General features: G+C 74.3%; 19 protein-coding genes and 1 tRNA gene. 11 read left to right on the top strand and 9 right to left on the bottom strand.

All coding sequences use genetic code 11. The annotated features are described in order from the left end of the window. Positions 1–36: 36 nt before the first annotated feature. Both ABVB68_RS26310 and ABVB68_RS26305 read right to left on the bottom strand, forming a co-directional pair. Positions 37–1,440, bottom strand: a complete 1,404-nt coding sequence (locus ABVB68_RS26310) for a sensor histidine kinase (protein ID WP_353603609.1) — start codon at positions 1,438–1,440, stop codon at positions 37–39. Further along, complete coding sequence (locus ABVB68_RS26305) at positions 1,437–2,156, bottom strand: response regulator transcription factor (RefSeq protein WP_353603608.1); 720 nt, start codon at positions 2,154–2,156, stop codon at positions 1,437–1,439. Before ABVB68_RS26305 ends, ABVB68_RS26310 begins: the two co-directional genes overlap by 4 nt. Before the next feature lie 99 nt (positions 2,157–2,255). On the opposite strand from ABVB68_RS26305, the gene ABVB68_RS26300 reads away from it, so the two are divergent. Continuing rightward, a complete protein-coding gene (locus tag ABVB68_RS26300; protein ID WP_353603607.1) occupies positions 2,256–2,777 on the top strand; it encodes a hypothetical protein in 522 nt (173 codons plus the stop codon). Between the two features lie 214 nt (positions 2,778–2,991). Here ABVB68_RS26300 and ABVB68_RS26295 read toward each other — a convergent pair whose 3' ends face one another. Beyond that, on the bottom strand, positions 2,992–3,861 hold the full coding sequence (locus ABVB68_RS26295) for a spermidine synthase (RefSeq protein ID WP_353603606.1): 870 nt from the start codon (positions 3,859–3,861) through the stop codon (positions 2,992–2,994). Between the two features lie 78 nt (positions 3,862–3,939). Beyond that, positions 3,940–4,353 (bottom strand): hypothetical protein, encoded by a 414-nt coding sequence (locus tag ABVB68_RS26290; protein ID WP_353603605.1) that lies wholly within the window; start codon positions 4,351–4,353, stop codon positions 3,940–3,942. Between the two features lie 266 nt (positions 4,354–4,619). Between ABVB68_RS26290 and ABVB68_RS26285 the strand changes: the two genes are divergently transcribed. Next, positions 4,620–6,116 carry an NsdA family TPR-like regulatory protein gene (locus ABVB68_RS26285; protein WP_353603604.1) on the top strand — a complete coding sequence of 499 codons (1,497 nt, stop codon included), beginning with the start codon at positions 4,620–4,622 and terminating at the stop codon, positions 6,114–6,116. Between the two features lie 222 nt (positions 6,117–6,338). On the opposite strand, the gene ABVB68_RS26280 is transcribed toward ABVB68_RS26285, so the two are convergent. Continuing rightward, entirely contained in the window at positions 6,339–6,935 is a 597-nt protein-coding gene (locus tag ABVB68_RS26280) for a histidine phosphatase family protein (RefSeq protein WP_353603603.1), read from the bottom strand. Positions 6,936–7,403: 468 nt separating this feature from the next. On the opposite strand from ABVB68_RS26280, the gene ABVB68_RS26275 reads away from it, so the two are divergent. The 7 genes from ABVB68_RS26275 (at position 7,404) to ABVB68_RS26245 (ending at position 14,027) form a co-directional block, all read left to right on the top strand. Further along, positions 7,404–8,348 carry a phosphatase PAP2 family protein gene (locus tag ABVB68_RS26275; RefSeq protein ID WP_353603602.1) on the top strand — a complete coding sequence of 315 codons (945 nt, stop codon included), beginning with the start codon at positions 7,404–7,406 and terminating at the stop codon, positions 8,346–8,348. Then, the gene (locus tag ABVB68_RS26270) at positions 8,245–9,465 is read left to right on the top strand and encodes a hypothetical protein (RefSeq protein WP_503006245.1); all 1,221 of its coding nucleotides are present in this window, start codon (positions 8,245–8,247) and stop codon (positions 9,463–9,465) included. Before ABVB68_RS26275 ends, ABVB68_RS26270 begins: the two co-directional genes overlap by 104 nt. Then, on the top strand, positions 9,456–11,327 hold the full coding sequence (locus tag ABVB68_RS26265; protein ID WP_353603601.1) for an amino acid adenylation domain-containing protein: 1,872 nt from the start codon (positions 9,456–9,458) through the stop codon (positions 11,325–11,327). Before ABVB68_RS26270 ends, ABVB68_RS26265 begins: the two co-directional genes overlap by 10 nt. Beyond that, positions 11,324–12,661, top strand: coding sequence for an AAA domain-containing protein (locus tag ABVB68_RS26260; protein WP_353603600.1), 1,338 nt, complete (start codon positions 11,324–11,326; stop codon positions 12,659–12,661). Before ABVB68_RS26265 ends, ABVB68_RS26260 begins: the two co-directional genes overlap by 4 nt. A 254-nt stretch (positions 12,662–12,915) precedes the next feature. Next, a complete protein-coding gene (locus ABVB68_RS26255) occupies positions 12,916–13,284 on the top strand; it encodes a DUF8844 domain-containing protein (protein WP_353603599.1) in 369 nt (122 codons plus the stop codon). Positions 13,285–13,393: 109 nt separating this feature from the next. Continuing rightward, positions 13,394–13,963: a bifunctional DNA primase/polymerase gene (locus ABVB68_RS26250; RefSeq protein ID WP_353603598.1), complete on the top strand. Its 570-nt coding sequence runs from the start codon at positions 13,394–13,396 to the stop codon at positions 13,961–13,963. Continuing rightward, positions 13,954–14,027 (top strand) — tRNA-Lys (locus ABVB68_RS26245). Before ABVB68_RS26250 ends, ABVB68_RS26245 begins: the two co-directional genes overlap by 10 nt. Positions 14,028–14,204: 177 nt before the next feature. On the opposite strand, the gene ABVB68_RS26240 is transcribed toward ABVB68_RS26245, so the two are convergent. Next, on the bottom strand, positions 14,205–15,455 hold the full coding sequence (locus tag ABVB68_RS26240; protein ID WP_353603597.1) for a M6 family metalloprotease domain-containing protein: 1,251 nt from the start codon (positions 15,453–15,455) through the stop codon (positions 14,205–14,207). 322 nt (positions 15,456–15,777) lie between these two features. On the opposite strand from ABVB68_RS26240, the gene ABVB68_RS26235 reads away from it, so the two are divergent. Further along, positions 15,778–17,583: a putative bifunctional diguanylate cyclase/phosphodiesterase gene (locus ABVB68_RS26235; RefSeq protein ID WP_353603596.1), complete on the top strand. Its 1,806-nt coding sequence runs from the start codon at positions 15,778–15,780 to the stop codon at positions 17,581–17,583. Here ABVB68_RS26235 and ABVB68_RS26230 read toward each other — a convergent pair. The 3 genes from ABVB68_RS26230 to ABVB68_RS26220 all read right to left on the bottom strand — a co-directional run bounded on the left by ABVB68_RS26230 (position 17,562) and on the right by ABVB68_RS26220 (position 20,297). Beyond that, positions 17,562–18,650, bottom strand: a complete 1,089-nt coding sequence (locus ABVB68_RS26230; protein WP_353603595.1) for an LLM class flavin-dependent oxidoreductase — start codon at positions 18,648–18,650, stop codon at positions 17,562–17,564. The two genes, ABVB68_RS26235 and ABVB68_RS26230, sit on opposite strands and share 22 nt — an antisense overlap. Positions 18,651–18,783: 133 nt before the next feature. Then, positions 18,784–19,515, bottom strand: a complete 732-nt coding sequence (locus ABVB68_RS26225) for a maleate cis-trans isomerase family protein (protein ID WP_353603594.1) — start codon at positions 19,513–19,515, stop codon at positions 18,784–18,786. Beyond that, positions 19,512–20,297, bottom strand: coding sequence for a maleate cis-trans isomerase family protein (locus ABVB68_RS26220; RefSeq protein ID WP_353603593.1), 786 nt, complete (start codon positions 20,295–20,297; stop codon positions 19,512–19,514). The genes ABVB68_RS26225 and ABVB68_RS26220 overlap by 4 nt, the downstream gene beginning before the upstream one ends. 127 nt (positions 20,298–20,424) lie before the next feature. Here ABVB68_RS26220 and ABVB68_RS26215 point away from each other — a divergent pair, with 127 nt between their 5' ends. Further along, positions 20,425–21,411, top strand: coding sequence for a D-2-hydroxyacid dehydrogenase (locus ABVB68_RS26215; RefSeq protein ID WP_353603592.1), 987 nt, complete (start codon positions 20,425–20,427; stop codon positions 21,409–21,411). Positions 21,412–21,416: the final 5 nt, after the last annotated feature.

The following is a 21,416-nucleotide window of genomic DNA, read 5'->3' as shown; positions in this document are numbered from 1 at the left end:
GTGTTGGGGACGGCCGTCGCGGACCTTAGGGATCACTTAAGGAAGCGATCGGGGTCGGTTAAAGGTCGAGACCAATTTGCCCGGTCGTCGCCTGCGCACGGCGCCCCGGTGGCCCCGCCCGGCCGGCCCCCGCCCGTCCACCTGGAACCAGATGCGCACCTCGGTGCCGCCGAGGACCGAGGCGCCGATGCGGACGTCGCCACCGGTGGACTCGGCCAGCCGGCGGACGATGTCGAGGCCGAGGCCGGTCGAGCCGGTGTTCCCGGAGCCGCGGCCGCGGGCCATCGCCGCCTCCGGGTCGGGTATGCCGGGGCCCGCGTCGGAGACCAGCACGATGACCGCGTCCTCGCCGTTGTGCACGTCCACCGCGAAGGCGGTGCCCTCGGCGGTGTGCCGGAAGACGTTGCCGAGGAGGGCGTCGAGGGCGGCGGCCAGGTCGGCGCGGGCCACGGGTATGCGGACCGGCCGGTCCACGCCGGCCACCCGCCAGGTGCGGCCCTCGTCCTCGGCGAGCGCGGACCAGAACTCCATGCGCGCGCGGACCACCTCGGCGGCGTCGCACCCGGCGCCGGGTCCGGGCGCGGTGGTCTGCGGTCTGGCGTCGCGTGCGGTGCGGATGATGGTGTCCACCTCGCGCTCGAGCTGGGCGACGGCGGCCCGGGTCTGCTCGGCGGCGGGTCCGGCGCCGAGGGAGGCCGCGTTCAGCCGCAGGACGGTGAGCGGGGTGCGCAGCCGGTGGGAGAGGTCGGCCGCCAGCTCCCTCTCGTTGGCGAGGAGTTGGACCACCTGGTCGGCCATCGAGTTGAACGCGACCGCGGCGGCCCGCAGTTCGGCCGGGCCGTCCTCCGGCACCCGGACGCCCAGGCGCCCCTCGCCCAGTTCGTGCGCGCCCTCGGCCAGCCGCCGGGCCGGCTGCACCATGCGCACCCCGAGCCGGTCGGCGACGGCGACCGAGCCGACGATCAGCGCAAGGCCGACGGCCGCGAGGACCGCCCAGGCCGTGCCGACGCCGTTGGCCATCTCCGACTCGGGTACGAACACCTCGACGACCGCGATCGTGCCCGTGCCGAGCGCGACCGGCTGCAGCAGCGTGGAGCCGCCGGCGACGGCGGTCGTGGAGGCGCGGCCGAGCTTGCGGACGGCCCGTATGTCGCGGTCGGAGGCGCGCTGCGGACCGAGGTCGATCGCGGCCCGGGCGCCGTCGGCGGGCAGGTGCACCGCCATCCCGGAGTCGGCGCCGGCGGACGCCACCACCCGCTCCAGCTTGTCCCGGTCGGTGGTGATGGACAGCGCGGGCGCGACCGCGGCGGCCTCCCGCTCGGCCCCCGCGAAGGCGCGGTCGCGGGCCATCTCCTTGACGACCAGCCCGAGCGGTACGGCGAAGGCCACCACGACCATCGCGGTCACCGCGAGGCAGACCTTGACCAGGGCCCATCTCATCGCGACGGCGCCCCTTCCCCGTCGGCGGGCACGGGCGGCTCCAGCTTCACCCCGACCCCGCGCAGGGTGTGCAGATAGCGCGGCCTGGCCGCGGTCTCCCCCAACTTGCGGCGCAGCCAGGACAGATGGACGTCGATGGTCTGGTCGTCGCCGTAGGACTGCTGCCACACCTCGGCGAGGAGTTCCCTGCGCGGGACGACGACGCCGGGGCGGCCCGCCAGGAACGCCAGCAGGTCGAACTCGCGGCGGGTGAGGTCGAGGCGGGTGCCGTCCAGCTCGGCCTGGCGGCGCTGCGGGTCGACGGTCAGTCCGCCGACCCGCAGCACGGACGAGGGCGGGACCTCAGCGGCGCCGGAGCGGGACCGGCGCAGCACGGCCGCGATCCGGGCGGAGAGGTGCTCGACGGAGAAGGGCTTGGTGAGGTAGTCGTCCGCGCCGGCGTTCAGCAGCCGGACGATCTCGGTCTCGTCGTCGCGGGCGGTGGCGATGATGACGGGCACCTCGGTGATGCCGCGCAGCATCTTCAGGGCCTCGGAGCCGTCCAGGTCGGGCAGGCCGAGGTCCAGGATGACCACGTCGAACCGGAAGTGGGCGACCTCGCGCAGCGCCTCCAGTGCCGTACCGACGCTGCGCACGGTGTGCGCGGCGTCGGTCAGATGCCGGATGAGCGCCGAGCGTACGAACTGGTCGTCCTCGACCACGAGCACACTTGCCATGCGCCGCACCGTACGCCATACGCGCGAGGGCGGGCGGGCGCCTGTGGACAACTCGGGGCATGTGCGCACGGCGGTGTCCCTGAGGCAGTATGGCCCGCGATGCGCAGAGGACTGGTACACGTACTGGCTTGGCTGTTCGCCGCGGGAGCGGCGGCCACGCTGTCGTGGTGGGGTGTGCACACGGTGATGGCGGGCACGGTGTACGACCCGCCGCGCGCCCTGCCGGTCACCGCGTCCGACACGAGGGCGCGGGACCTGAGGCCGGCGTCCGAGACGCCGTCCGCGTCCCGGTCCGCGTCCCCCTCCCCGTCGCGGAAGCCGGCGCCGCCGTCGCCCACGCCCTCGCGGAGCCCGGCCGGCACGCACAGCCCCTCCCCCGGCGCCTCGGCCCCGGCGTCCGGTCGTGTCAAGGCCTACGACACCGACGGCGGCCGGGCGGTGTTCGAGCTGGGCGCCTCCAGCGCGACGCTGGTCTCGGCGACTCCGGGGGCGGGCTGGTCGATGCAGCTGTGGAAGACGCCGTCGTGGATCCGGGTGGAGTTCACCAGCGGCACGGACCGGGTGTCGGTCTTCTGCACCTGGCACGACGGACCGCCGCGCGTGGAGGTGGGCACCTACTGAACCGCCCGGCGGGAAAGGCGGTTTCCCGGGGGACGGCGGCCACACCGAGGGCGGCCGGGGGGCCGGGAGGGACGGCGGAACACGGAGAGCGCCCGGCTCCGGGGAGGACGGCGGAGCACCGAGGGCACCGGGCTTGCGGGAGGTTGGCGGAACACGAGGGCACCCGGCTTCCGGAAGGTCGGGGGAACACCGAAGACACCCGGCTTCCGGAAGGTCAGCGGAACACCGAGGGCGGCGGGGCCGGGGAGGCCACCGCCGCCTCGTCCGTCACGGGGAGCGCGCCGCCGGTGAAGTCGGCGAGCCGCCTGCCGTGTTCGACCCGGCCGGGGTGCGGGTCGGAGGCGGCGCGGCGGGTGAGTTCGGCGAGGGGCAGCGGCAGGCCGGAGGCGACCAGGACGGCGTTGCCGAAGCGCTTGCCGCGCAGTACGGCCGCGTCGGCGATCAGCGCGAGTTCGCCGAACCGGGCGGCGGCGGTGGCGATCTGGCCGCGCAGATGGGCGAGCGGCGGCCCGTCGGCGAGGTTGGCCGCGTACACCCCGGAGGGTTTCAGGGCCCGGCGGACCTCGTCCAGGAACTCGACGGAGGTGAGATGGGCCGGGGTGCGGGCGTCGCTGAACACGTCGGCGACGACCAGGTCGGCCCAGCCGTCGGGCACCTTGGCGAGGCCCTCCCGGGCGTCCGCCGACCGCACCCGGATCCGCGCGTTCGGGTCCAGGGGCAGCTCCCTGCGGACCAGTTGGACCAGCCCGGCGTCCCGCTCGACGACCTGCTGGGTGGAGCGGGGCCGCGTCGCCGCGAGGTAGCGGGCGAGGGTGAGGGCGCCGCCGCCCAGGTGCACGGCGTGCACGGGCTTGCCGGCCGGGGCGACGAGGTCGATGACATGACCGAGGCGGCGCTGGTACTCGAAGGAGAGGTACGCGGGATCGTCCAGGTCGACGTGCGACTGCGGGGCCCCGTCGATCAGCAGCGTCCAGGCCCGGTCGCGGTCGGGGTCGGGCACGAGCTGCGCGAGCCCGCCGTCGACCGCCTCGACAACGGCTTCGGCGGCGGCCGACCTGCGCCGTGCGTTCCTGGACCTGCCCATCGGTCCATCTTCGCAGGTGGCCGAGGCCGGCGCCTCAGCGGCCACTGTCGGCCGCCTCGGTCATCCGAGGCCGGCGCCTCACCGGCAGCTGTCGGCCGCCTCGATCATCCGGGCCGCCTCGCCGAGGGCCCGGCGCAGCACCATGGGATCGGTGGCCAGGTCGGCCCCGCCCGGCGGCAGCAGCCAGTCGGAGCCCTCCACCGGCGGCGCGGGGTTCAGCCGCAGTCCGCGGCCGTTCGTCTCGGTGCAGGTGCTGCCCGGTACGTCCCAGCAGGCCGCCGTGCCGGCCGGCACCAGGAAGCCGAGGGTGTCGCCGCCGTCGTGGTGCAGGACGGGCCCCACCGCGTCCGCGGCACCGCGCCGCAGGATGTCGACCGCCTCCAGCCCCTGCCGGGCCGGCACCGTCACGAGGTCGCATCCGGCGTCGCCCGCTCCCGGCGAGGCCGCCGACAGCGTTGACGTACAAGGTTCGTTGCCCTGGCTGGTCTCCATGCCGGCCTCCACCACACTGCCCTGTTGCGGTCCATGTACTTCAACGCGTGAGCGCGTCAACGGCTACGGCCCAAGTGCGCCGCAAAGGATGGCACTTCATGGCGGATCTCGCATGAGATATCCGATTTGTAGCCAAACTCCGCGTGGCGGGTCCTGCACAGCGGGTACGTTCATGCCCGCCGGCACCAGGGCGTCACACGGACAACTCGTCCCGAACCCGCCCCGGTACCGGCATGGTTCGACGGTTCGCACGAGAGGACCCGGCCATGGCGTCGTCAACCGTGACCTCGTCCCAGCCCGAACGGCCACCCCGGCCGAACCTCGCCTTCCGGCGACTGCGCGGCAGGCGTTCACCGGCGGAGTTCGCGGCGCTCGTCCGGCGTGCTGCCCGCGAGATCGGTGAGCGGGTGTGCTGTGACGCGCGCTATGTCGGCCGCGTCGAGGCGGGCGAGATCCGCTGCCCCAACTACGCGTACGAACGGGTGTTCCTGCACATGTTCCCCGGCCGCACGCTGACCGATCTCGGCTTCTCGCCGCGTTCGTCCGTCCGCGGACGAGCCGCGCGCACCGCCCCGGACGCGCCCGGGGCGCCGGGGGCGCTCCTCGTCCGCGGGACGCGGGAAGCCGCCGAGGCCGGCGGGGCCCTTGAGGGCGGGGTGGCGTTCGAGCCGTATGACACGCATGACCCGTACGACCCGCACGAGCCGTACGCGAAAGACCACCTGAACCACGAGGAGAGCGACGTGCTGCGTCGCGCATTCATGACCGGCGGCGGTGCCACGGTGGCCGCCGCCACGCTGGGCCCGCTGGGGCTCACCAGGGACGCGGTGGCCGCGGCCCGGCCGTCGCGGCGGCCCGGAGGATCCGAGGCGGCCGCCCTGGAGGAGGCCGTCCGCCGCATCCGGCTGCTCGACGACCGCCACGGCGCGGACGGCCTCTACCGGCGCGCGGCGGCTCCGCTGCGCGCGGCGTTCGCGCTGCTGGACGCCGGCGCGACCCGGCAGACCACCGCCGACCGGCTGCACGCGGGCGCCGGTGAACTCGCCATCTCCGTGGGCTGGCTGGCCCACGACTCCGGCCGCTTCGACGATGCCCGTTCGCACTACGCGGAGGCGCTGGCCACGTCCCGGATGACCGGGGACCCGGCGCTGGAGGCGCACGCCTTCTGCAACACCGCGTTCCTGGCCCGGGACGCCGGGCGGCCCCGGGAAGCGGTGCGGGCCGCGCAGGCCGCCCAGCGCGCCGCGCGTCCCCTGGGCTCCGCGCGCCTGATGTCGCTGCTCGCGCTGCGCGAGGCGGGCGGCTGGGCGGGGCTCGCCGACCGCACCGGGTGCGAGCAGGCGCTGGCCCGGGCGCAGGCCCTCTTCGGGCGGGGGCGCTCGGACGCCGACCCCGAGTGGATGAGCTTCTACGGAGAGGCCGAGCTGGAGGGGCTGGAGGCGCAGTGCTGGTCGATGCTGGGCGACTGGCGGCGCGCGTCCCGGCACGCACGCCGTGCGGCTCAGCTGCAGGATCCTCACTTCACCCGCAACATCGCGCTCTACACCGCGGAGCTGGCCGACGACCTCGCCCGCGAAGGCCGTCCCGACGAGGCGGCCGAGGCGGGGCTGCGCGTGCTGACGCTGCTGGAACAGGTCCAGTCGTCCCGCATCCAGACGATGCTCGCGGGCACGGCGAGGGTCCTGCTGCCGCACCGGCGGGCCTCGGGAGTGACGGAGTTCCTGGACCGGCATTCGTCCACACCGAGGACGGGGCGGGCGTAGTCCGGTGCGCGGGGCGGGCGTAGTCCGGTGCGCGGGGCGGGCGTGCTCCGGTGCGCGGGGCTGGTCCGGTGCGCGGGGCTGGTCCGGTGCGCGGGGCTGGTCCGGTGCGCGGGACGCCTCGTAGCCACCGGTCCGCGGGCACGTCGTGGCCGGGCGCGCGGTTCCCCGCGCCCCTGCCGGGGTTGCCGGGCCGGCGGCTTGTGGGGGCCGGGCGGGGCGGGGTCAGGCGTGCAGGTGGCCCACGTCGTTCCAGCTTTCGATCGCCGGTTCTCCGTATGCCCAGCCGAGTACGGACAGCGAGGTCGGGTTGAGGCGGATGCGGGCCGCGAAGGCCAGCGGCCGGCCCAGCCACCGTGCGCCGATCGAGCGCAGGATGTGGCCGTGGGCGAAGACGAGCACGTCGCGGTCGGCCGAGCGCGCCCATGACACCACCTCGTCGGCCCGTGCGGTCACCTCGGCGAGGCTCTCGCCCCCGGGCACCCCGTCCCGCCAGATCAGCCACCCGGGCCGGACGGCCTGGATCTCGGCCGGCGTCATGCCCTCGTACGCCCCGTAGTCCCACTCCATGAGCGTGTCCCACGTGGTGGCACGGTCGCCGAAACCGGCGAGTTCGCACGTCTCACGCGCGCGGGAGAGCGGACTGGTCCGCACCTCCGCCCCCGGCAGCCCGTCCAGCGGAGGGCGGTGCAGCCGTTCGCCGAGCAGCTTGGCCCCGCGCCGGCCCTCCTCCAACAAGGGCACGTCCGTCCTGCCGGTGTGCTTGCCGGACAGCGACCATGCCGTCTGTCCGTGCCGGGCCAGCAGGATGCGCGGTGCCATGGGAGACCTTTCCGGAAAAGGGGCGCCGATGGAGGGCGCCGCGGAGACCGAGGGGGACAGCGGATACCCGCCGCCGCCAGGGGGATCGAGCGGACCTTCGAGCGGAATCGAAGCGGAGCGGGGGAGTTCGGGCGGAGTACGGGGAGATCAGGCGGAGTACGAGGAGGTCAGAGGGACGGGATCCCTCCATCATCGCTCACCGCGCCCCGGCACGACCCGGCGGGCGACACCGCTCCCCCGGTCCGGCCGACCCGCTGGACGACACCCCCTCGCCCGGGGCCGCGCGACCCGGCCGCGACATCGCTCACCTGCGGCCCGGGCAACCCCGCGGGCGCTCTTCACGTCTTCGTGGACTGAGCGCTCGCGCGGGCGGAAACGGCCGCACTCATGGGCGGTCCAAGGACACCGTAAAGTGGCACGGTCGCCTCGCCGGGGGGTGCCGCACAGCAGAAGGGGGAGGGCGATCGGATGCCGCAGACCGAGACACCGGGCACCGAGGTGACCGCCCTACCCCGGTTGCGCTGGTGGACCGAACTGCCGCTGATCCTCCTGGTCTACGGCTGCTACTCGGCCGGCCGCCTCCTCGCGCGCGGTGACGTCACCAGCGCCGTCGACCACGGCCTGGCGATCCTGCGCATCGAGAAGGTGCTGCGCCTGGACGCCGAGCACCCGCTGAACCGGCTGTTCACGCGCGAGCCCTGGCTCGGCGTGCCGGCCGACTTCTGGTACGCCTCGCTGCACTACCTGGTCACGCCCGCCATCCTCGTCTGGCTGTTCCGCGCCCGTACCCGGCACTACCGGGCCGCCCGTACCTGGCTGATGACGTCCACGTTCATCGGCCTGGTCGGCTTCACGCTGCTGCCGACCTGCCCGCCCCGCCTACTCTCGCCCGGCCACGGCTTCGTCGACACGATGGCCCAGTACAGCTCGTACGGCTGGTGGGGCGGCCAGGCCAGCGCGCCGCGCGGCATGGGCGCCATGACGAACCAGTACGCGGCCATGCCCAGCCTGCACGTCGGCTGGGCGCTGTGGTGCGGCGTGATGCTGTGGCGCCACGGCGGCACCCGGCTGACGAGGATCCTGGGCGTGGCCTACCCGCTGCTGACCGCCCTCGTGGTCATGGGCACGGCCAACCACTACTTCCTGGACGCCGCCGCGGGCGTCGTCGTGATGGTCGCGGGCATGCTGCTGGCGCCGCGTCTGCTGCGGGCCGTCGAGCCCCTGCGGGTCCGTCTGGTCGCGCGTACCGCATCCGTCGCACAGGGCACGGGTTCCCCGATTGTCAGTGCCGGATGCCAGACTGCCGCGGGTGAGCGAATTCCACGGCAGCGCGAGTCGCAGCTCGACGCCGGAGGCGAACCGGACCCCGCCCCCGCGGACGCGGGCGAAGGGGCTCCGGCACCGGCTCGCTGAGCTGCGCGGTCCCGACGTACCGGCCAAGGCCCTGGACGCGCGCGCCCTCGCGGCGCTCGCCGCGAACCCCGGGTGCCGCAGACGGGCGATCCTGGACGGTGCCGGGGTGGACAAGGCGCGGCTGGCCGGCGCGCTGGGCGCGCCCTCCGGCTTCGGCCAGTCGCAGTTCGCGCTGACCCGGGGCAACGCCTTCGAGGCGAAGGTGAAGGCGGACGGCGGCGCGGAGCTGCTGCGCCTGGCGCACGCACACCTGGACCCGGGCGCCGCCGCGCCGGAGGGGGCCGCCGTACCCGACCTGAGCGCGCAGGGCCCCGAAGGCCGCACGGCGCGTACGGCACTGGCGCTGCGCGAGGCCACGCGCGCGGGCGGCTGGACGCTGCTCGACCATCCGATGCTCGCCCTGGACGTGGCGGGTTCGCTCGCCTTCCTGGAGCCGGACGCGGTGGTGGTGCACCCGGACGGCGCCTGGTCGGTGGTGGAGATCAAGTCCTTCCCGATGCTGGACGGCTCCGCGGACCCGGCGAAGGTGGGCGCGGCCGCCCGGCAGTCCGCGGTGTACGTGCTCGCGCTGGAGGAGGTCGCCGCCCGTCTCGCCGCCGCCCCGCGCGTGCACCACCGGGTGCTGCTGGTGTGCCCCAAGGACTTCTCCAACCTGCCCGCGGGCCGCGCCGTGGACGTGCGCAAGCAGCGTGCGGTCACCGCGCGCCAGCTCGCCCGGCTCACCCGGATCGAGGAGATCGCCGGCTCCCTGCCCGAGGGCACGTGCTTCGCGCCCGACCGGCCCGCCGAGGAGCTGACGGCCGCCGTCGCGGCGGTACCGGCGGCGTACGCGCCCGAGTGCCTGTCCGCCTGCGAGCTGGCCTTCCACTGCCGGGAACGCGCCCGCGAGGCCGGCGCCGTCACCCGCCTCGGCCGGCCCCTGCGGGCCGAACTGGGCGGCCTGGCCACGGTCGAGGACGTCCTGGCCGCGGCCCGTGGTGAGCGCGGCGACCCGGACGATCCGGCGGTGGCGGCGCTGCGCCGGGCGGCGGCACTGCGCGCGGAGGCCCTCCGGGCGGCCGGCCGGACGGCGGACCCGCTCGACGCGGCCCCGGCGGAGGTGGCCGGGTGTCCCTGATCACCACCCTCGCCCGCCTCGAGGCCGTCAGCAGCGGCCGGGCCCAGCCCGCCGCGACCGTCCGCCACCGGCATCTGTCCGACCACCCGCTGGTGTTCGTGCCGCTCACCACCGCCGGTGAGGCGGGTGCCCCGCTCGGCGCGCTGGTCGGCACCGACCGGGACGCGCCCCGCCTGCTCGTCGTGCCGCAGCCCCGCGACCGCGACCTGCGCTTCGCGTTCCTCGCCGAACTGGCCGACGTCATCCTGCCGTACATCGACTCCCACGCCGAGACCGTGGAGGCGGCCGAGCGCACCGAGACCGACCCCGAGACCGGCAAGCGGGTCAAGGTCGAGACGGAGCTGTGCGCGGACGCCCCCCAGCTGCTGGTGCCGAGCCGCGCGGGCCTGGACCTGGTACGGCTGCTCGGCCGCTCGACGCGGTTCCGCCGCACCGCCGAGCAGGACCCCGACGCGCCCTACCCGGCGCCGCCCAGGGTGCCGTTGCTCGGCCGGTGGCTGACCCACTACGGCGAGCGGGCCAGGGTCCCCGGCTCGTCCCTGCTGCTCGCCCTGACCGACGTGCTCTCCCGGCACTGGGCGACCGGCCAGTCCGGCCTGGAGGACCAGCATCTGGGCGCGCTGCTGGCCTGGATCGACCCGCCCCGGGGCACGAGCGGCGCCGAGGCCGCCCGGCGGGCCGAGCTGGAGCGGGACGCGGCGGGGCAGTTGCTGTGTCCGCCGGCCGGTCCGGCCACCGACCCGGCCTTCGACAACAAGCTGCTGGCCCCGGCCATCGAGCGCTACGACCGGGCGCGTACCGCCCTCGCCGCAGCCGAGGACCCGCTGGAGGCGGACGACCGGCTCGCCGCACTCACCCTGGCCGAGCGGGAGATCCGCGAGCTGGTCGAGAGCCGCGCCCGGCCGGCCTGGGACGCGGTGTGGCGGGGCGTCGACCTGCTGCGGGCGCTGCCGGAGGGCGCGCACGTCGAGGAGCGCTGGACCCGCGACCGCTGGTCGTTCACCGGTCACCGCGACCGGGTGCTGGCCGGTGAACCGCCGCAGCCGCGCCGGGACGACGCGGTGACGGCGGCGAGCAAGCTGGCCACGCGCGAGCGCGAGCAGGCGCGGCTGGAGGCGCAGGAGGCGCTGGACGACCCGCTGGTGATGGCGGGGCGGCGGCTGGCCGGTGAGGCCTTCGTGGGCGAGGTGACCGACGTCGTGATGGCCTACGGCGAGGGCAAGCGGCCGAGCCCGCGCCCGCTGGTGACGGTCCGCACGGACGACCGGCCGCACCTCGCGGAGCGCGCGAGGGTCTACCGCTCGCTGGGCGGCAAGCCGCAGTCGGCGGAGTTCGTCGGCTACGAGACCGCGGCGGACGGGGGTGTGCCGGACGCCGCTGTGCCGAACGGGAGCATGCCGAACGGGGTGCCGGACGCGAGCGTGCCGGACGGACGTGTGTCCGACGCGAGCGTGCCCGACGGCGGCGTGCGGAACGGAGTACCGGACGCGAACGGGCCGAACGGACGTGTGTCCGACGCGAGCGTGCCCGACGGGAGCATGCCGGACGGAGTACCGGACGCGAGCATGCCGAACGGGGTGCCGGACGAGGGTGTGCCCGCCGGCGGCCCGGCGGACGCGGGCGTGCCCGACGGGAGCGTGCTGGTGCTGCGGATCATGGACAAGATGGGCCGCGGCAAGGAGCCGGAGCCCGGTTCGGTGCCGGAGAAGGGCGACCGGATCTGCTTCACCCTCTTCGAGCACGAACAGCGCGGCGGGGCGAAGCTGCCCGGCCCGGAGGAGACCCCGTGGACGCACGGCGGTCCGCCGGGCGAGCCGGCCGCGGAGGGCCCGGACACCGTCACCGAGGAGGACGTGCTGTGACGAGCGTCGACTTCGACCCCGCGGCCGAGGCCGCCCGCGCCACCGACGCGATCCTGCACGACACCCTGCACGGTGCCGAGCGGGGCGTGGTCGTCGACTCCCCGCCGGGCGCCGGCAAGTCCACCCTGGTGGTTCGCGCGGCACTCGAACTGGCCGGGGCGGGCCGCCCGCTGATGGTGGTGGCGCAGACCAACGCCCAGGTGGACGACCTGGTCCTGCGGCTGGCCGAGAAGAACCCGGACCTGCCGGTGGGCCGCCTGCACAGCAGCGACACCGACGCGTACGACAAGGCGCTGGACGACCTGCCGAGCGTCCGTACGTCGGCGAAGGCGGCCGATCTGAACGGCCTTCCGGTCGTCCTGTCCACGGCCGCGAAGTGGGCGCATGTGAAGGTGGACGAGCCCTGGCGGCACGCGATCGTCGACGAGGCGTACCAGATGCGCTCGGACTCCCTGCTCGCCGTGGCCGGCCTGTTCGAGCGGGCGCTGTTCGTGGGCGACCCGGGGCAGCTGGACCCGTTCACGATCGTCGGCGGCGAGCAGTGGGCGGGCCTGTCGTACGACCCGTCGGCCTCCGCGGTCACCACCCTGCTGGCCCACAACCCGGCTCTGCCCCAGCACCGGCTGCCGGTCTCCTGGCGGCTGCCCGCGTCGGCGGCCCGCCTGGTCTCGGACGCCTTCTACCCGTACACGCCGTTCCGCAGCGGCACCGGCCACGGCGACCGCCGTCTGCGCTTCGCGGTCCCCTCCGACGGCTCCGGCCCGGACCGGGTGATCGACGAGGCGGCGCGGTCCGGCTGGGGCCTGCTGGAACTGCCCGCCCGCCACACCCCGCGCACGGATCCCGAGGCGGTGCGGGCGGTGGCGACCGTCGTCCGCCGTCTGCTGGACAGAGGCGGCGCCGCCGTCTCGGAGCGCGCACCGGATCCGGCGCCCCTGACCGCCGACCGCATCGCCGTCGGCACGGCCCACCGCGACCAGGCGGCGGCGGTCCGCGCCGCCCTGACCGACCTCGGCGTGTCCGGCGTGACGGTGGACACCGCGAACCGTCTGCAGGGCCGCGAGTACGACGTCACGGTCGTCCTCCACCCGCTCTCCGGCCGCCCCGACGCCACGGCCTTCCACCTGGAGACCGGCCGCCTGTGCGTCCTGGCCTCCCGGCACCGGCACGCGTGCATCGTGGTCTGCCGGGCCGGCGTGGGCGAACTCCTGGACGACTACCCGTCCACCGAGCCGGTCCAGCTGGGCACCGTGGTGAAGTTCCCTGATGGCTGGGAGGCGAATCACGCGGTCCTCGCCCACCTGGCGGAACACCGCGTGAGCGTGCGGACGTGACCGGCACCCCGGCACCCGGCCGACGAGCGCCGGACCCGTCGCCGCCACTTCGCCGGACGGAGTCCGGCACGCCGCCGGAGGCGGCCGACGGTTACAGCCCGGACGGCTGGGAAGCGAATCACGCGGTCCTCGCTCACCTGGCGGAACACCGCGTGAGCGTGCGGCCGTGAGAGCCCCTTGCGTGGGCGCGGGACAATGGACGGTGGCCCACCTGAAGGCGGCGCCGAGCGAACCGTACGAGGAGGAGACGAGACATGGCGGAGCCCACGCCGCGTCGTAACGAACCGCGGCTACGCCCCGCGCCCCTGCTCTTCGAGCCCGCGGAGGCGGCCTCCGACCCTGAGCACTTCTTCGACCTGGAGTCGATCGACGACCCGCGGGCGCTGCTGGCGCGTGCCACGGAGCTGGCCCAGGCGTTCCGCGCGGCCGCCGACCGGGCCGTGGAGTTCCAGGCGGTCGCGGCGGCCCAGCTCGCGGACCCGCGCCGGTTCGACCGGCTGACCGCGGCGGACATCGCCGACCGGGCGGAATGGACCGAGGACTACGCGAAGAAGATGGTCGAGTTCGGCCGGGACCTGATGCGGGGCGACAGCGAAGGCCGGACGTCCCCGGACCCGGTATAGCCCATCTGGCATATGCCAGGCGGGCAAGATACTCCTTGCGGCACCCCGCTGTCCCGACTTTCGGCAACCTTGTGAGACCGTGTGCTCACGAACGGTACTTGTATGTGCCATGAGCGGTACACCGAACGTCACCTGCGCCACCTCCGACGGCGTCGCCTGGCTCGCCTCGGCAGGTGCGTACCCACGCAGCATGCTGACCCTCTGGGAGGAGCGCCCGGACGCCCCGGTCGTCCTGCCGTGCGGCTCCGTCTTCGACGTGGTGAGCGCCCCGGCGGTCTTCGGGCGCCGGATGCTGGACCGGCTGTGGGACGAGGGGCCGGGGTCCGGCCCGGTCGCGGTGTTCCGGGGCCGCATGCTGCTGTTCGCCGCCCCCGGCACGGCCCACCGGCTGCCCTCGCTGCTGGCCTGGGAGGAGTGGGGCTCCCACCGCGCGGAAGCGGTGCCGCCGCTGCTCTGCCACGGCACCGGGGACGCGGTGACCGTCCCGGCCCTGACCAGCGGCGACGCGCCCGGCACCTCCCGCTGGCTGGCCGCCCCCGACACCCGGCACCCCTGGCTGCCCGGCCCCGAGGTGGTGCTCTGGGCGGCCGTGCGCGCGGCCCGGGCGGCCGTACGGATATCGATTTTTCCTCGCGCCGAACAGGGTGCTAAGGTCTACGACGTCAGCAGGCGCCGCTAGCTCAGTTGGTTAGAGCAGCTGACTCTTAATCAGCGGGTCCGGGGTTCGAGTCCCTGGCGGCGCACGTTGGCGATGGCGAGTCCAGTCCGTGGAATATGCGGATCGGCTCGCCATCGTTGTTTTCGCGCGACCGTGCTCGTACGACTGTTCTCGCGCCGCCGTTCCCCTGCCGCCGTTCTCGTGCTGCCGCCCTCCGCGGCCAGGGAGCTTCGCCGGCCGCAGTGCCGCCCGGCCCAGCCGGTCAGCCCGGTGTGATCTTCACCGTCCAGGCCCCCGACGCCGTGCGGTCCTCCACCTCCACCTTCGTGCCCTCCCCCGGCACGGTGAAGCTCTCCCCGAGCCCGACCGGGGCGTCGGCCAGGGGCGGATAGACCGAGTTCTCCCAGCAGGCCTCGGTGCGCGGATGGGCGTCCACGACCTCGACCGGGCCCCCGCCGGACTCGGCCCCGCCGCGCACCCGGTAGACCAGCACGCCCTGCCGGCAGGAGGCGCGGTCGTTCCCGGCCGCGCCGCGCGCCTCGAAGGCGAGGGCGCTGTCCGGACCGGTGCGCACGACGGCCAGCTTCACTCCGTTGCCGAGGCCGAAGGCGGGGGCGCCGCCCGTGCCCCGCACCGGCACGCCCGGCCCGGCGGGGAGGGGTTCCAGGGTGAGACGGGTCGGCCCGGTCCCGCGCACACACGCCACCTGGCGCGGATCCAGCCAGCCGAGCCGCCACTTGTGCCAGGCGAGGAGGTCCGGCGAGAGCCCGAACTGGCTGCCCATCAGGTCCCAGTCGCCGACGTAGGTGTCCCAGTCGCCCTTGCCGTCGACCGGCCGGTGGTAGAGGTCGGGCAGGTCGAAGACGTGGCCGGTCTCGTGGGCGAGGACCAGCCGGTCCGGCGGGTGCTTCTCGAACACGGTGACGACCCGGCGGATGTCCGTGCCGTCCACCCGCATGGGCGCATCGAGGTTCACGACCTTCGTGGCGTCCGAGTCCACACCGGGCGCGTCCGGGTCGGCGATGAAGTACACGACCGGGAAGCGCGAGAAGTCGACCTCCTTGTCGGCCACGGCGAACGCGTCCCGCAGGTAGGCGGCCCGGTCCTCCTCGCTCCAGTCCCGCCTTATGGCGTACGACGCCGACGCGCGCGGCATGCGCAGCCAGTGCTTCAGCGGATGCGGGCGCAGCGTGAACCGGCCGTAGGACGCCTGCTCGAAGTAGCGGCTGGTGGCCGGGAAGTGGTCGGCCGTCAGCTCCGCCGGGGTGGTGCGCGGGGTGGCGTCCGGGAAGGAGAGGTAGATCAGCACCGCGTCGAGCGCGCCGGTCGGACGGGCGTAGTCCGGGTTCCAGCTGTCCACGCCCTCCGAGTGATGGACCTCGGTCCGGTGCAGGGCACAGGGGGCCGGCGAGAACGGCTCGGCGACCGACGGGCCGGTGAGGATCGAGTTCGCGGCGAGCGCCGACAGCGTGGTGCACACGGCGGCGGTGCTGCGCAGCTTGAACACGGACATGACCTCCGGGTGCGGTTCGCGGGACCAGCACCCAGATTGCTGCGCTTTAATGCGGTATGCCTTGTTTGCCTGCACCAGAAGGGTGAGCGCGCCCCCATGGGGCGCCGGCGCACTCCGGCGCCCCGACACCCCGAAACACTCACGGAACGTCACAACTGGTCGCGGGCCTGAAGAACCCGTCCAGGTGCGGGCAGAAACGATCTGTCAGAACCCCTACTCCATCCGGGAGACTGGAGAGTGGCTGGAAGGGCCCGGGGCCAGCCTCTATGATCGGCACACTTTCCGGCACGGACAGAGATCGAGTGCACTGCGGGAGCGAGCGGTGAGCGGAACGTCCGAAGGGCCGACGCCCGCGGCAGACCTCGACCGGTCAGCCGTCACAGACAGTGACCACAGCATCTACCACCGTGTGTTCGCCACCGCCCCGCTGCCCATGGCGGTCGTGAACCCCGAAGGCATCGTCGTCAGCGCCAACTCGGCCTTCACCGAACTGCTGGGCGCCGGTCCACGGGCGCTCACCGGGCGCGTCGCGGCCGACCTGGTCGACCTGACCGCGGACGCCCGCTCCTGGCACGCCTACCGCGAGGTCCTGCGCGGCCGGCAGGCGAAGCTGCGGTGCACCCGCCGGCTGAAGCACCCCGACGGGCACTCGCTGTGGGTCCGGGTCACCGTCGCCCCGCTGACCGACGGCGGCCCCGGCGTGCTGCTTTCGGTCACCGACATCAGCGGGCGCCGCGAACTCGAGGCGCGGCTGCGGCACTTGCAGATGCACGACCCGGTGACCCGGTTGCCCAACCGCACCCTGTTCTTCGAGCGGCTGACGGCCGCGCTGGAGGCGGAGGCGTACGAGGAGAGCGGCACCGGCCGGATCGGCCTGTGCTATCTGGACCTCGACGGGTTCAAGGCGGTCAACGACACCCTCGGCCACCGCATCGGAGACCGGCTGCTCGCGGCCGTCGCGGAACGCCTGACCCGGGTCGCCGACGAGGCCGGGTACGCCCGCGCGGCGACCCCGCTCGTGGCCCGGCTCGGCGGCGACGAGTTCGCCCTGCTCGTCGAGGACTCCACCGGCACCGAACAGCTCGCCGACCTCGCCGAGTCGGCGCTGAACGCCCTGGAGGAGCCGTTCGACCTGGCCGGTCAGCGGCTGTCGCTGACCGCGTCCATCGGCGTGGTGGAACGGCACGCGGCCGGTACGACGGCCACGGGCCTGATGCAGGCGGCCGACACGACCCTGTACTGGGCGAAGGCGGACGGCAAGGGTCGCTGGACGCTGTTCGATCCGGAGCGCAACGCGCACCGGATGACCCGCCAGGCCCTCTCCTCCACCCTGCGTCCCGCCATCGAACGCGGTGAGTTCGCCCTGGAGTACCAGCCCCTGGTCGGTATGGAGGACGGACGGCTCAGCGGGGTGGAGGCGCTGATCCGCTGGAACCACCCCCAGTTCGGCACCCTGACGCCGAATCGGTTCATCGGACTGGCCGAGGAGGACGGTTCGATCGTGCAGCTGGGCCGCTGGGCGCTGGCCACCGCCTGCCGGCAGGCCCGCCGCTGGCAGCTGGACCACCCCGCTGAGCCGCCGATCTTCGTCAGCGTGAACGTGGCCGTGCGCCAGGTGTGGGACTCCGACCTGGTCGCCGATGTGGCGCAGACCCTCGCCGAGACCGGACTCGCCCCGCATCTGCTGCAGTTGGAGCTGACCGAGTCCGCCGTGATGGGTTCGGCGGGCCGCCCGCTGCAGGCCCTGCAGGCCCTCAGCGACATGGGCGTGCGCATCGCGATCGACGACTTCGGAACCGGCTACTCCAACCTCGCCTATCTGAGCCGCCTGCCGGTGTCGGTCCTGAAGCTGGACGGCTCCTTCGTGCGCGGCTTCCAGTACGAGGGGGACAAGAAGGCGATCGCCCCCAACCCGGCCGACGAGGTGATCGTGGAGGCGATGATCCAGCTGGCCCACCGCCTCGGCCTGACCGTCACCGCGGAGTGCGTGGAGACCTCGGCGCAGGCCACCCGGCTGCGCCGGATCGGCTGTGACACCGGCCAGGGCTGGCTGTACTCCCGCCCGGTGTCGCCGGCCCGTATCTCCGAGCTGCTGGGGGAGCAGACCTACGCGGTCGGCAATCCGTAGGCGTCCGCGATCAGCTCGAAGGAGCGCACGCGCAGTTCCCCGCGGTGGGCGTGGGAGGTGAGCATCAGCTCGTCGGCGCCGGTGCGCTTCTGCAGGTCGTCCAGGCCGGCGCGGACCTCTTCCGCCGTACCGCCGACGATGTTGGCCGTCCAGGAGGTGATGAACTCCTCCTCCATCGGGCTGAACTCGTGCCGCTCGGCCTCCGCCGGGTCCGGGAACAGTCCGGGGCGGCCGGTGCGCAGGCGGAGCATGTTCAGTGCCACCGCGCGGCCCTGCCGGTGGGCCTCCCGCTCGTCGTCCGTGGCGAGGGCGGAGACGCCGATGAGGGCGTACGGCTTGTCCAGGACGGCGGAGGGGCGGAAGGTCTGCCGGTACAGGTCGAGGGCCGGGACGGTGTTCTGCGCGGAGAAGTGGTGCGCGAAGGCGAACGGCAGGCCCAGCATGCCGGCGAGCCGGGCGCTGAAGCCGGAGGAGCCCAGCAGCCAGACCGGCGGCCGGTGCGGGGACTGCACGCCTCCCGGCGAGGTGCCCTGGACCGGTCCGGGGATCGCGTGGATGCGGCTGTACGGGTGGCCGTCGGGGAAGTCGTCGTCGAGGAACCGGATCAGCTCCGCGAGCTGCTGGGGGAAGTCGTCCGCGCCCTCGTCGAGGGTGGCGGCGCGGCGCAGCGCGGCCGCGGTCGCCCCGTCGGTGCCGGGGGCCCGGCCGAGGCCGAGGTCGATACGGCCCGGGGCGATGGCCTCCAGCGTGCCGAACTGCTCGGCGATCACCAGCGGGGCGTGGTTGGGCAGCATGACGCCGCCCGAGCCGAGCCGGATGCGGTCGGTGTGGGCGGCGAGGTGGGCGAGGATCACCGCGGGCGAGGAGGATGCGACGCCGGGCATGGAGTGGTGCTCGGCGACCCAGTACCGGTGGAAGCCGCGGGACTCCGCCAGGCGGGAGAGCTCCACGCTGGTGCGCAGGGCGTCGGTGGCGGTGCTGCCCGCACCGACGGTCACCAGGTCCAGTACGGAGAGGGGGACGGGGGCGGTCCCGTGCGTCGTGCCCCGGATCTCGTCTGCCGACACGGTGTGGGCCTCCTGATTGTGGCGTGCTCTGACCTCACGCCCTAACAGGAGGCACTCTCCGTTTATTCCGGTCCGGGGGCGGAGCCGCCGGGGGGGTGCGGGGGCGGGGTCCCCGGTGGACTCGCGGGCCGGGCTAGGCCTGTACCAGGGGCTGCCGGGTGAACAGCGTGCCCAGTGACGGTGCGTTCACCCGCCGGCCGGCCAGCCTCAGGCCCTCCCACACGGTCACCTGGTTGGCCGTGAGCACCGGCTTGGACAGCGCCTTCTCCAGCAACGGCAGGTGCGCGGCCGTATGCAGCGCCGTGTCCGGCAGCAGCACCGCCTCCGCGTCGGCGGCGTCCGCCGCGCGCGCCAGCGTGAGCACGTCCTCCTCCTCCCACGCGCCGACCTCCGCCGCCGTCACGATCCCCGAGGACCGTGTGCCGGTCACCTCGAGACCCCCGGCCCGCAGGAACTCCGCGAACAGCGTCGCCACCTCCTCCGGATAGGTCGCCCCGACGGCGACCCGCCGTACCCCCAGTTCCCGGACCGCGTGCACGAAGGCGAACGACGTCGAGGACGCGGGCATCCCGGCCAGCCGGGCCAGCGTCCGCACCTGGTCCTGGGCGCCCTCCCAGCCGTGCACGAAGCTGCCGCTGGTGCACGCCCACACCACCGTCTCGGCGCCGCCCAGCCGCAGCCCCTCCATGCCCACCGCGAGCCGCTCCGCCGAGCCCATCTCCCGCAGCGCGTCCACCCGGTGCGCGTCCTCGCCGATGTCCGTGTGCGCCAGGTCCAGCCGGATGTCGCTGCCCAGGAGCTGCTCCATGCGTGGATAGTCGTCCTCGGCGGAGTGGCCCGGGTAGAGAAATCCGAGTGCGGTCATGTCCAGCCTTCCTGCGTCTCTTCGGGCAGTACGGGCCTTTCGCGCGCGGCCGCGTCCAGCAGTGCCTGGTACGGCCCCACGGCTCGGGTACCCAATCGGCGCAGCGCCGCCCACATCGTGACCTGGTTGGCCGAGAGGACCGGCATGCGCAGTTCGGCCTCCAGTTGGGGGATGACGTCGTAGGTCGGCAGGTTGGTGCAGGAGATGAACAGCGCGTCGGCGCCGCCGGGACGGGTCGCCCGCTGCGCCATGTCGACGACGCGCCGGTACGGCACCTGCCAGATCTGCCGGGTCAGCCCCATGAAGGCGCAGCCGGTGACCCGTACGCCGGCCTCGGCGACGTACTCCCGCAGCGCCCGGGTCACGGACGTCGGGTACGGCGTGACCAGCGCGACCCGCCGGATCCCCAGTTCCGCGAGCGCCTCCAGCAGGGCCCCGGAGGTGGTCACCGAGGGCAGGGCGCCCGCCCGGGTCATCGCCTCGCACATGGCCCGCTCCCCGGCGATCCCGCCGACGAAGCTGCCGCAGGTGCAGGCGTAGGCCACGACCTCGGGGGCGACGGCGGTCAGGGCGCGGACCGCCTCGCCGAGCGTCTCGTGCTCGCTGACCAGCCGGGCCAGGTCCAGGCTCACCTCGACCGGCACGAACGGGGTGCGGGTCAGGTGCAGCGACACCTCGCCCGGCACCCAGCGCCACAGCTCGCGGTCGAGGGCGAAGTCGAAGGGAGCCACCACGCCGACACCGCGCTGGGGGCGGGGGCCGCCGAGAAAGGAGACGTCCATGGCCGACACCGGCCTCACGCTGGGAGACGAGTGGTCAACGGATCGTGGATACGCCCGTGTTGACGAAGGTAGGTTCGGGTGCGAGCGTGGTCAATCCGCGCATGTCAGACGTCCGGAGCCGCCCCGCATGACATCGACCCCGCCGGCCCGCACGAGACCGACCCCGCCGGCCCGCCCCACGCTGCTCGTCCTCGACGCCGAACCGCCGCCCCGGCTCGGCCGTCTCACCGGCCGCGCCCGGATCGTGCACACGGACGCCGCGCGGCTGGCCGAGCTGCTGCCCACGGCGGACGCCCTGCTGGTCTGGGACTTCACCTCGCACGCCGTGCGCGAGGCCTGGCCGGGGGACGGCCCCAGGCCGCGCTGGGTGCACACCGCCAGCGCGGGCGTGGACCATCTGATGTGCCCGGAGCTGGCCGCTTCCGACACGGTGGTCACCAACGCGCGCGGGATCTTCGACCAGCCGATCGCCGAGTACGTGGCGGCGCTCGTCCTGGCGGTCGCCAAGGATCTGCCGCGCACGCTGGACTTCCAGCGGGAGCGGACCTGGCGGCACCGGGAGAGCCGGCGGGTGGCGGGCACGCGGGCGTGCGTGGTCGGCTCGGGACCGATCGGGCGGGCGATCGTCCGCATGCTGAAGGCCCTGGACGTGACGACGGCGCTGGTCGGGCGGGTGCCGCGGACCGGCGTCCACGGCCCGGACGATCTCGACCGGCTGATCTCCCGCGCGGACTGGGTGATCGCCGCGGCCCCGCTGACGGAGCAGACGTACCGCATGTTCGACGCCCGCCGCTTCGGGATGATGCAGCCCTCGGCGTTCTTCGTGAACGTCGGCCGCGGCGGGCTGGTCGACGAGGAGGCCCTCGCCGAGGCGCTGGTCCGGCGCTGGATCGGGGGTGCCGCGCTGGACGTGTTCGCCGCCGAACCCCTGCCCGCGGACAGCCCGTTGTGGGGGCTGCCGGAGCTGATCGTCTCCCCGCACATGAGCGGGGACACGGTCGGCTGGCGCGACGAACTGGGCACGCAGTTCGTCGGGTTGTACGAGCGGTGGGCGGCGGGCAGACCACTGGTGAACGTGGTCGACAAGAAGCGCGGTTACGTGCCCGGCCACTGACCCGA

It is taken from the genome of Streptomyces sp. NPDC096012, assembly GCF_040426375.1.
Lineage (GTDB): Bacteria > Actinomycetota > Actinomycetes > Streptomycetales > Streptomycetaceae > Streptomyces.
Note: the sequence above shows the minus strand (reverse complement) of the source record. Positions and strands in the feature narration are given on the sequence as shown.